The sequence below is a fragment of the Aneurinibacillus aneurinilyticus ATCC 12856 genome (assembly GCF_000466385.1).
GTDB classification, from domain to species: Bacteria; Bacillota; Bacilli; order Aneurinibacillales; family Aneurinibacillaceae; genus Aneurinibacillus; species Aneurinibacillus aneurinilyticus.
Genome location: NZ_KE952733.1, coordinates 52,784 through 63,904 on the forward strand (window position 1 = coordinate 52,784; position 11,121 = coordinate 63,904).

The window sequence follows — 11,121 nt, forward strand, 5'->3', positions numbered from 1 at the left end:
GAGGAGGTCGCAGGTTCAAATCCTGTCTTCCCGATTATTTGCATATCCAAAACAACTACAAGATTCAATCCTGTAAGGGATTGAAGCTTTTTTATTTTGATAAGAAAGTAGATGTCGTTGTAAAGTAAGAAGCGATATGTAATTTTTTCAATCATCAGAAGAAGGTAAATTTCATTTTTTTCTTTTGTTTTTTTAAATTGTAACTTGTTTCATGATGAAAAATGGTGGATACTGGTATTGTAGGTTTTTTTGCCTATTAGATTAGATCCTACAACAGATAGAGAATGATAGAGTAAAGGAGAATATGCATGGAAAAGAAATATTCCCCAAGAGTAAAAAGAACCAGAGAAAAAATTCTTCATTCGGCTGTAGAAATTTTTTCGCAGAAAGGATTCCAAGCTTCAACGATCCGTGAGATTGCACGGCTGGCTGGAGTGAATGACTTGACTGTATACCGCCATTTTGAAAGCAAGGAAAAATTGTTTACGGAAATGTTTCAGCGTCATGCGTTGTTATCTGAAATTAGTGAATATATTGTCCAGGGTATCACGGATGATTTCGAACATGATTTGCGTGCTATCGTACGCGCGTTTATTTCCGCTTTTAGAAAGGAATTGCCGTTAATTAAGCTGTTGCTTAATGAAGCAGAGAAAATGGAAGAGTGCCGTAGGTATGTGGATACGTTTACAAAAAATGTTATTCATAAGCTTGCTGAATTTTTTGATTATTACAAGACTATGCGTCAGATTCGGCAGGACGTGAATAGCCATGCTGTTGCAGCCGGCCTGTACAGCATTTTGTTCGCCCGCATTTATGCATTGATTCTGCACGGAGAAGAAAATTCCCAAATGTCTTCTATGTCAGAAAATGAACTTGTAGATGGTTGGGTTGACTTATTTGTTGCCGGAACGATTATTCCCGAATATTCGTATGCTAAATAACGAACGAAATGTACAGTGGATGAAAAAATATTCGTGTTTTCGTTGATTCTTTACATAGCAAAGTGTATAATCAGGAAGGTCTCAAAATTAGTTTGTACATCCAGGGGGGCTTTCGTCTGATGAAGTATGACATTATTATTGTAGGAGCCGGTCCTGCCGGTATTTTCACAGCATATGAGCTGACAAGAAAAAATCCTGCTTTAGATGTTTTGTTAATAGATAAAGGTCACGATATTTTTAAACGTCGGTGTCCGATTTTAGAGAAAAAAATTAAAAAGTGTCCACCGCCTGCAGGCCGAAAGGAATTCAGCGGTTGTCTGCCTGCCTGTTCGATTACGAACGGATTTGGTGGAGCCGGTGCTTATTCTGACGGTAAATTCAACATTACAACTGAATTCGGTGGCTGGATGACGGATTATCTTCCCCCGTCCCAGGTGCTCGATTTGATTCGTTATGTGGATGAGATTAATCTAGAGCATGGAGCTACATTGAATATTACTGATCCAACAACAGCTGAAGTGCGAGAGATCGAACGGAAAGCTGCGGGTGTGGGACTGAAGTTGTTGCGTGCAAATGTGCGTCATCTTGGTACAGAGCAGAACCTTGAGATTTTGCAAAGCATCTATCGTGAGCTTGAAAGCAAAATTACGATGAAGTTCAAAAGTGAAGTGTCCGATATCCTTACTGAAAAAACAGAAGAAGGTATGCATATTCGAGGAATCGAATGCAAATCTGGTGAAACGTATATGGCAGATCAGGTCGTTATTGTTCCGGGACGTGATGGTTCGGAATGGTTCGGTAATATTTTGAAGCGCCAGGGACTGCGTCTGCTGAATAATCAGGTTGATATCGGAGTGCGTGTAGAAACAACCAATGTTGTCATGGAAGAGATTAACCATCATTTATATGAGGGGAAATTTCTCTACCGTTCATCCACTGATCAGGTAATCCGAAGCTTCTGTTCTAATCCGAGTGGACATGTGGTCGTTGAAAACCACAGCGGGGTTATGGCTGCGAATGGACATGCATACAAGGATGAAAAACTGGGATCACCGAATACGAATTTCGCACTTCTTGTATCTCATGTGTTTACAGAACCGTTTGATAAACCGAACGAATATGCTAAAGAAATCTGCCGTCATGCCAACGATTTATCTAACGGTTCTGTTATCGTACAGCGTTATGGTGATATTAAACGCGGGCGCAGAACGACGGAGAAGCGTCTGAAAGAAGGCTTCCTCGAACCGACACTTAAAGAGGCTGTACCGGGGGACTTGGGGCTTGTTCTGCCTTATAATACAATGAAAAGCTTAATCGAAATGGTGGAAGCGCTTGATTATGTAACACCGGGGCTTGCCAGCGATCATACATTATTTTATGGCGTAGAAGCGAAGTTTTATTCGGCACGCCCATATCTGAATGAGAATTTTGAAACGGAGATTCGTGGTTTGTATGCAGGTGGTGACGGTGCGGGCATCACACGCGGATTGGCACAAGCGGGAGCTTGTGGCGTGCATATTGCAAGGGACATCTTAACTAGAATTTAAACGAAAATAAAACCATATGACCAGAGCTCTTTTCTATCCTATATTCCCTGTATTTTCATTGATATGTATGATATATAATGAATGAAGAGAAGATGGGAGGAGAAGGGATGAAAGGCAAGCCGAGCGTCTTAATTGTTGATGACGATACAGATATTTGTTTTTTAATGGCGACGGCGATCCAATCAGAGCATATGGAAATTGTGACCGCTCATTCGGGGCAGGAAGCACTACATTTATATGAGCAACATCATCCTGAACTTGTACTGCTTGATATTCAATTGCCGGAGATGAGTGGCATTGAAGTGCTAAGCAGGATGAAAGAAATAGATGAAGAATGCCAGGTAATCATGGTTACTGCTTATGCTACTATTGAGACCGCTGTTCAGGCCATGAAGCTGGGGGCGCTTGATTATATATGTAAGCCTTTTAAGCTTCCGCATCTGCGAGATACTGTGCAGAGTGCGATTGATTTTATTAGGAGTGTACCGGAACAATTGCCAACGCTCGAAGAAGTGGAGCGCAGGCATATCGAAAAAGTGTTGAATGAAGTGGAGGGAAACCGACGCCTCGCCGCAGAAAAACTCGACATTTCATTGCGTACCTTATACTATAAAATCAAACAATACAATATTTACACTCCCTAAAATCCAGATTCATAAATCTGGATTTTTTTTCTGCAATTTTTGCACTTCAGAGCTTTAACTCAAAATGTATACAATGGTAATATAGCCGTAGAAAAGGGATGTGTTTATGCTGAAGAAAATACCTCTCCTTGTAGCATTGCTGTTATTGGTTGGCTGTTTATTATATTCATTAATAGAAAATAAAAAAAACGTATCACTTAAAAAGCCTCCATTCAAAGTGGCGCTGTTATTAGAAGGAAAAAAAGATGATCAAGGCTGGGATAACCAGGCGTTTAGAGGGCTGCAGCAAATTGAACGAGAGTTGCATGCACAAATTGTTTATAAGCAAGATATAAACACAGATCAAATACAAATCACAGAGACGAAGAAGCTTGCGGAAGAAGGATATGATTTGATTTTTGGCAATGGACGAAGCTTTGAATCGATTTTTAACCGTATCGCACCTATATATCCGAAGACGCATTTTGTTTTTTTTAACGGGAAGTCGAATATCCCTAATGTATCAGCAGTTAATTTTACGCCCGAGTCAATCGGATACTTTTCGGGTATGGTAGCAGGACTGATGACAAAAACGCACAAAGTTGGCCTGATTCCTGCTTACCATTCCATGAAAGAAATCGAACCGTTTATTCAGGCCGTTAAGGAACAGGACCAGAGAAATCAGGTTATCGTGCAGGAGGTAAACAGTTGGAATGATGGCGCGGCAGCCGTTAAAATTGCTAAAAGCATGGTGGAGCAAAATGCTGATGTTCTTGTGCCAATGGGGGATGGATTCAATATTGATGTCATCATGGAGGCGCATCATGCAAAACGGTGGGCAGTAGGCTATATTTCTGATCAATCGTTCGTGTCTAGAGGAACGATTATTACGAGCACGGTACAAGATGTAACAAACGTTTATCTCCAAATTGCTAAACAATACAAGGATGGATCATTGCCGGAAGGCTGCCTGCTTTTCGATTTCAAGAACGGAGGCCAGGATTTAGCGCCTTTTGGTTCTATGGTTCCGAACCCGATACAAAACAAAATTAAACAAAAGCTAGATGAGTATAAAAAAGGTGCATTTTTTTTACCAGTACAGCCCCCATATTTAGGATGCCAGTGAAGAATACGGAGCAAATAAAATGAGAGCATTGAAAAAGTGGAGTAACTTACCGATTAGACTAAAGTTCTTTAGCGTATTTCTGACGCTTGTTCTACTTGCGGGAAGCGGCATGTTCGTACTGAATCATCAAATGTTTCAGGTAGCACGTGATAATGATAAAATTATTAATCATTCTGTGCCCAATTTAACCACGCAGTTGCAAATCAAAAGCACGATTATGGAACGAATTAATTATGTTATGCTGTATGTTACTACAGGAGACGAGGAGTTACATAAGAAATTCATAGAAGCGAGCAAGCGGGCCAAAAACATTGAGGATCAGTTGAAGAAAAATGCCTTGCCGCACGAAAAGGAAGGAATTGAACAATTCATTATTCATAGCGAAGATTGGGAAGGAATTCTGAGCAATGAGGTCATTCCTGTCTATCAACGCAACAACCCAAAAGATGCGCTTGCTACGCTAAATTCCCGGGCACAGCCGCTGGCTATTGAGTTAATGAATGAAGCGGAAGAGCTTTCGCAGCAAAAAATCCATGAAATTAGCAGCGATAATAAGAAGGTGCTAAATAATGCCTGGTCGTCAGTGCAAGCAGGCTATATTGTCATGGGCGGAACGCTGCTATTGGCTCTTCTTTTTTCATATTATATATCCCATAGCATTACGAACCCGATTTTCTCATTGCTTGATGGTGTTCGCCGGATGACGAAGGGGGACTTTACCACTCAGGTGGCGATGAAAAGGCAGGATGAGTGGGGAGAGCTAAGCAAAGCGTTCAACCGGATGAGTCAAAGCATTGCCAATTTGGTCGAAGAACTTAAGCAGGCGAATGCGCGTCTGCGGGAAGAGTCGCATCGTGCCAGAGAATCTACGCGTCTAAAGTCGGAATTTCTTGCTAACATGTCACATGAAGTCCGTACACCTTTAACTGGAATTATTGGTTTTGCGGAGTTGCTGCATGAAGATGCGGAGGAGAAACTTTCTCCTGTACAAAAGAATTTCACCCGTAACATCATAAAAGCGGGAGAGCATTTGCTGACGATGATAAATGATATTCTTGATTTAAGCAAAATTGAAGCCGGAAAATATGAACTGGAAATGAGTCGATTCGATATGGTGGAATTGGTTCGTAACACACTCGTTATGATGGAGGCCAAAGCTGAGAAGCAGAACATCTCACTTGTAATCGAAACAAAGCATCCGATTTTGCAGGTGGTGGCTGATAAAACAAGAATACGTCAGATTCTGCTGAATTTAATCGGCAATGCCATCAAATTCAGCCATTCGCATAGTGTAGTGCGTGTCATGATTGAACAGAGCGAGCATACGGTAATTGTCCGTGTCGCCGATGAAGGCATTGGCATTGAAACAGAGAAATGGGAGGCGGTTTTCGATCCGTTTTATCAGAATGATGGCAGGCTGGATCGTAAATATGAAGGAACTGGTTTGGGGCTTGCCCTGTCCAGACAGCTTATTGAATTGCACGGAGGAACCATTGGGGTGGAGAGTAAGCTGGGAAAGGGAAGTATTTTTTCCTTCTACCTTCCTTCTGCTATGAAAGAGGTGGTTACTTCTCATGTGTGTGAACAAACGTATAAAAAAGATCCTCTTTTGGTGCTTTATACAGTCGATTTTTTAGATTCTTTTCAGGATTTTTCCGAAAAAATACAAAAAGGGAACCGACCTTTTTTAGCTTTTATGATAGAATCAAAGCGAGAAGCTATAGAAATCGCTCAGAAGCATCCTGAATATGACATTTTGGTTGCGGTACAATCATTTCAAGCTGGATACGTGGATATACTAGAGAGGCTAAGTGAACATACGCAAGGGAAGATTTTTTCTTATATCAAGGGTCCCTTGCGTTTTGTGGAACGAGGACAGGTAATGAGGGTAGCGGAATATATTTCTCCTTCTTCAGACGATGTACCTACTATTTTCTCAAAGACTACGTAGTTGGCTATTGAATAAGTAAAGGGGAACGCAAGATGGGATATCGCATTTTACTTGTGGAAGACAACCCTTCAAATCGTGAGCTATTCATTGAAATTCTACAATTGAAATCAGAATATGAAATATTTGTAGCCGAAAGCGGATTGAAAGCGTTAGAAATGCTGGAAACATTTCGTCCAGATTTAATTTTGATGGATATTCATATGCCTGGCATGGACGGACTGGCTGTTACCCGGACGATTAAATCTATTCCTGAGTTAACCAAAATTCCGATTGTTGCCTTATCGGCTTTGGCGATGAAATCGGATATCAAATCCGCGCTTGAAGCCGGATGTATTGGGTACATTACGAAGCCGGTCCGCATTCGTGACTTTTTGCAGAAAATCGAAAATTATATAGGGCGGGGAGAACAAAGTGAGAATTCTTCCGTTTCTGCTCCTCGTATGGAAGAATAGGGGAGAGCGGTGAAGCGGAAATATTCATTGGAGTTTTGTGTCCCGTTTCTTCTCGTTTTTATCTTGCTTCAGGTCGGGTGGTTTATTTACAAATTGGTTATCATGCCGGACGAAGGATGTCATAAAGAATTAACGTTAAGCGTGTGTACCATTTTGGTGCTTCTTGCTCTTCTCTGGATATTCACTAGCAAAATGTCCAGGCAGAATAAAATTCTTGAAGAGAACAATCGTAAGCTTTCAGAGCTGGATCGGATGAAAACGGAATTCTTGGCCAATGTTTCTCATGAATTGCGTACACCGCTTACTGTCATTATGGGCTATTCAGAACTTTTGGAGGAACGTCTCAGCAAAGAGGAAGATGAAACCAATTTGAAGTTTGTCCAGACAGTGCATCGCAAGTCGGAGGATTTATTGAGTTTGATTAATGATTTGATAGACTTTTCGCGTATTGAGTCCGGGAAACTGGAACTGAGACTGTCCCTGTTTACGCTTGAAGAAGTTATAAGTGAAACAGTGGAAGAGTTGGCGACCAATGTTCAGAAAAAGGGACACAACGTTCAGGTGAACTATGGAAGTACGCCGCTTTGGCTGTTGGCAGATCGCGGGAAAATAAAACAAATAGCAGTAAATTTATTACAGAATGCAATTAAATATACCCCTTTTAACGGTCATATTACCGTGCGTACATATATGCAAGGAGATATGTGCTGCTTTGAAGTAGAGGATGATGGTGTCGGCATTCCTGAAGATGAGATTAAACATATTTATCAGCCTTTCAAACAGGCCGACTCCTCTTACAATAAAAAGTACGAGGGCTTCGGATTGGGTCTTGCCATTACGAAGAGCTTAGTACAAAGCCACAATGGAAGCATTCAGGTTCGAAGTGAGCCGGGTAAGGGCTCGCTATTTATTGTTTCCTTGCCTAGGGAAAAAAACGTCTAGGTTTTGCATAAAGTGGTAATGGGTAAGAAAATTGGAAGAGGAAGAAAGGATGATGAAAATGGCAAAATTATCGAAAGAGCAAATTGAACTTAACCTGTCTAAAATTCCTGGATGGACGCTTGAAGATGATACGTATATCCAACGGAAGGTAATATTCAGGAATTTTAGCGAAGCACTTACATTTGTGAACCAGGTTGGTAAATTCGCTGAAGATGCACACCATCATCCTGAGATCGACATCCGGTATAATAAGGTTGTCTTGCGTTTGACAACAAAGGAAGAGAGCGGTCTGACCGGAAAGGATTTTGCGCTGGCACAAAAAATAAATCAAATTCCTCTTGCTCAACCGAAAGCCATATAGCCAGGCTATTTGTATGACATCATCGTTTCATACCACAAATATAAAAAACGCAGAGATGCTTGTTTGCATCTCTGCGTTTTTTATCCCGCTTTGCCAGGCAGTAAAATCCCCGCTGCGTGAAGGTTCACTCTATGGTTTATAATTGCGTTTCGGTGAATCAGCCCCATATTCTCCGCCATGTTTTTTTTCTATCGTTTGTTGAATTTCCGCTATAGGCTTACCAGCCTCGCTCATTGTAATAACATCGGTAGCAACCGCGATTGCCTTGCCGCTCGTGCTGCCGTGGGAATTCCACACAATACTGCCGTCCGAATTGATTTTATACAGAAATGCTTGCAGAATACTTGTGTATTGGCTGCCATCGTATACAGGAATTTGTTTTAATGTATCTTGGTGCTGCAGAGCAAGTTTGTATACCTTTACAATGCCAGCATCCGTTTTGGTTAGCATTTGTGGAATATTATTAATACTTGCCGTAGTTTCAAGCGTATCACCATTGGGAAGGTTCTCTTGCTTGGCGGCAGTTGAACTGCAAGCAGCGGAAAAAAGGGATAGAAGGAGCAACAAAATAGTAAAAATCAATCTTTTATACAATGTAAAAATCCCCCTTTTTTATCATCCAACATATATTATAAAGACATTTTTTGTTTTTGTAACATGAATTTGTTACGATTTATTGCCGATTGAATGCGGATGATACGTATATTTCTTTCAGTCGCGCATATATACAACTAATGAATGTACGAGCGGTCTGAAGGAGCTGAAGAAAGGGTGTGGGTCCGTAATATTATCTGGTTTATTCTGCTGATTGGCATTGTAGTTTTTAGCATTTTACTTTTTCTGCTGGTGATGGACCCTGTGCCGAATTACAATGCCGAATCCGAAGGGCAGACACAGAAGGTGGGGGAACAGCCATCGGAGACGGATACAGGGAATAAGGCACCCGTAAAAATAGAAGGAGCACAAGGGCAGCAAACGGTGCGGGAAGCAGGGGAACAGGCGCAGCATTCCCAAGCTTCGGGTGAAGGGCCTGCACAGGGAACACCAGAAATACCTGTGACAGAGTCTCCCCAGGGAAATCAAACAGTAACAACGACGGAAAAGCAATTGCCGGAAGAAAAAACGCCGCCAGCAGTGCAAGCAGGCGGCGAAGCAAATAAAAAGAGCATATGGTATGGAATCGGACAGGGTGTAGGTTATGTAGCTGTTGTTGTTAGCGTTATCCCCTATCTTATATTTTCCGTGCTGGGAAGGCGAGGACGGACGGCATTTCGTCAGCTCGGACATGCGGGTACCCATAGTCTGTCATTCCTTTCCCAGTTAGCGATAGCGGTTGCTGCTTTACATGGTGGGATAATGCTTCGCCTGATACCATCCTGGGATCGTCATCTATTGGGCGGCGCCTGGCTGTTCGTCTTTCTTGTCCTGTTTTTTTTGCATGCAAGCCTGTATAAGCCCGGGGCGCCGACCAGAAGCAATTCGTTTTCTATTCTTGCCGTCGTGATTTTACTGCTGTTTATTATTCATGCAATCGGTTAGTGGGAGAGATTGCGTAATTCCTTTTTTAATATTTTCCCAGCTGCATTTTTTGGCAGGGATTCCATAATCTCGACGAAGCGTGGCATTTTATAATTGGCCAGATTCGGCTTGAGAAAATCGAGAACAGAACGGCGGTCAAGCGTTTGCCCTTCTTTGGGTACGACGAAAGCTTTGACGACTTCTCCTTTTACCGGATCGGGGACACCGATAACGGCTGCCTCGAGTACACTTGGATGTCGGTACAATGCTTCTTCGATTTCACGTGGATATACGTTCAATCCACGTGTGATGATGATGTCTTTCTTACGGTCTACGATAAAAATATACCCTTCATTGTCCATATGGGCAATATCGCCCGTATGCAGCCAGCCATCGACAATGGTTTCTTTTGTTGCCTCCGGCATGCCATAATAACCTTGCATAACATTTGGGCCTTTTACAATAATTTCCCCATCTTCGCCTGCAGGTAATTCGTTTCCTTTCTCATCAATAATACGCACCTCCACATCAGGTAGCGGTTTGCCAATCGAGCCTGGTTTTTTCTCTCCATCCAGGGGATTTAGGCTAACGACAGGAGAGGCTTCTGTCAGGCCGTATCCTTCCACCAAAGGAATATTATACTGTTGATTGAAGAGATTCAGCACTTCTACAGGCATTGGCGAACCGCCGCAGACAGCTAGCCGCAGATCGGGGAATTCCGCTTTGCCTGAGCGTAAGGCTTGTGCCAAGACCACATACATAGCCGGGACTCCGCAAAATACCGTTACACGGTTTTGAACGAGTGAGTGCATAATTTCTTTCGGCTGAAAGGCCTCATGAATATCAATCGCAGCTCCTGCATACAGCGGAAGCAGAACAGATGTAGTGAAGCCAAATGTATGAAACATCGGTAGCACACACATGAATACATCATCTGCATTTAATTTGAGCAAGCGATTGCAGGAAGCAGCATTAGCCATTAAATTTTCGTGGCTGAGCATTGCGCCTTTTGGTTTTCCGGTTGTGCCTGATGTGTAGAGAAGTGTAGAGATTGTGCGCGGGTTTACTTCTATCATCTCGCCTATCTCCAATTCAGCAATAGCAGCGGCCGTATCCGGATTGATTACGAACACGCTCTGTAATCCAAGAGTGGCCTGTAACTGCTCCGGGGATACATGAAGTTTAGCAAGAATATTTTCATGGACAAACATTGCTTTCGTATCCGCGTTGCGAATAATATATGTAATCTCTTCCATTGTGAGTGTTAAGTTTAGTGGAACAATAATAGCGCCCAGCCGGGCAACAGCAAAATAAACATAAATGAATTCCGGTGTATTATAGCAGCTCAATGCTACTACGTCTCCTGCTTTAATGCCGTTCTGTTGCAGATATGTAGCATACTGTCGGATCGTCTTATCAAGTTCACCATATGTAATGGTTACGTCGTGATAGAGCAAAGCCGTATCGGTTGGCTGCGAATGTGTTAAATAAAAATTGCCGAAGTGCAATCCATTAATTTCTTCCAATACCAAGTGTATTCCTCCTTTGGTGTTTAGCCCCTTATTCCATATTATTATTGTAAGGGATGCGATTCATATAAGTATACAGTTGAACAAAAAATGTGTAAAATCAAGGGTGTTGATTATCCAGTATGATCCAG

11 protein-coding genes are annotated in these 11,121 nt (G+C 42.1%); 9 read left to right on the forward strand and 2 right to left on the reverse strand.

Annotation, left to right across the window (positions count from 1 at the left end; all coding sequences use genetic code 11):
• The first annotated feature begins 308 nt into the window (after nt 1–308).
• The 8 genes from HMPREF0083_RS26225 (at nt 309) to HMPREF0083_RS06865 (ending at nt 7,943) form a co-directional block, all read left to right on the forward strand.
• Entirely contained in the window at nt 309–941 is a 633-nt protein-coding gene (locus HMPREF0083_RS26225; RefSeq protein WP_021620438.1) for a TetR/AcrR family transcriptional regulator, read from the forward strand.
• A gap of 119 nt (nt 942–1,060) precedes the next feature.
• Nucleotides 1,061–2,488 (forward strand): NAD(P)/FAD-dependent oxidoreductase, encoded by a 1,428-nt coding sequence (locus tag HMPREF0083_RS06835; protein ID WP_040301778.1) that lies wholly within the window; start codon nt 1,061–1,063, stop codon nt 2,486–2,488.
• 107 nt (nt 2,489–2,595) lie between these two features.
• On the forward strand, nt 2,596–3,132 hold the full coding sequence (locus HMPREF0083_RS06840; RefSeq protein WP_040301780.1) for a sigma-54-dependent transcriptional regulator: 537 nt from the start codon (nt 2,596–2,598) through the stop codon (nt 3,130–3,132).
• A gap of 106 nt (nt 3,133–3,238) precedes the next feature.
• Nucleotides 3,239–4,237: a BMP family ABC transporter substrate-binding protein gene (locus HMPREF0083_RS06845; protein WP_021620441.1), complete on the forward strand. Its 999-nt coding sequence runs from the start codon at nt 3,239–3,241 to the stop codon at nt 4,235–4,237.
• 19 nt (nt 4,238–4,256) lie between these two features.
• On the forward strand, nt 4,257–6,188 hold the full coding sequence (locus HMPREF0083_RS26230) for a sensor histidine kinase (RefSeq protein WP_021620442.1): 1,932 nt from the start codon (nt 4,257–4,259) through the stop codon (nt 6,186–6,188).
• A 32-nt stretch (nt 6,189–6,220) separates the two neighbouring features.
• A complete protein-coding gene (locus tag HMPREF0083_RS06855) occupies nt 6,221–6,640 on the forward strand; it encodes a response regulator (RefSeq protein WP_021620443.1) in 420 nt (139 codons plus the stop codon).
• Nucleotides 6,641–6,649: 9 nt separating this feature from the next.
• A complete protein-coding gene (locus tag HMPREF0083_RS06860) occupies nt 6,650–7,582 on the forward strand; it encodes a sensor histidine kinase (protein WP_021620444.1) in 933 nt (310 codons plus the stop codon).
• 49 nt (nt 7,583–7,631) lie between these two features.
• Nucleotides 7,632–7,943, forward strand: a complete 312-nt coding sequence (locus HMPREF0083_RS06865; protein ID WP_021620445.1) for a 4a-hydroxytetrahydrobiopterin dehydratase — start codon at nt 7,632–7,634, stop codon at nt 7,941–7,943.
• Nucleotides 7,944–8,072: 129 nt separating this feature from the next.
• Here the strand turns inward: HMPREF0083_RS06865 and HMPREF0083_RS06870 are convergent, their stop codons facing one another.
• Nucleotides 8,073–8,537, reverse strand: a complete 465-nt coding sequence (locus tag HMPREF0083_RS06870) for a PCYCGC motif-containing (lipo)protein (protein ID WP_040301783.1) — start codon at nt 8,535–8,537, stop codon at nt 8,073–8,075.
• Between the two features lie 177 nt (nt 8,538–8,714).
• Between HMPREF0083_RS06870 and HMPREF0083_RS06875 the strand changes: the two genes are divergently transcribed.
• Nucleotides 8,715–9,482 carry a hypothetical protein gene (locus HMPREF0083_RS06875; RefSeq protein WP_040301785.1) on the forward strand — a complete coding sequence of 256 codons (768 nt, stop codon included), beginning with the start codon at nt 8,715–8,717 and terminating at the stop codon, nt 9,480–9,482.
• Here HMPREF0083_RS06875 and HMPREF0083_RS06880 read toward each other — a convergent pair.
• Nucleotides 9,479–10,993 carry a long-chain-fatty-acid--CoA ligase gene (locus HMPREF0083_RS06880; RefSeq protein WP_021620449.1) on the reverse strand — a complete coding sequence of 505 codons (1,515 nt, stop codon included), beginning with the start codon at nt 10,991–10,993 and terminating at the stop codon, nt 9,479–9,481. The genes HMPREF0083_RS06875 and HMPREF0083_RS06880 overlap by 4 nt on opposite strands.
• Between the last annotated feature and the right edge of the window lie 128 nt (nt 10,994–11,121).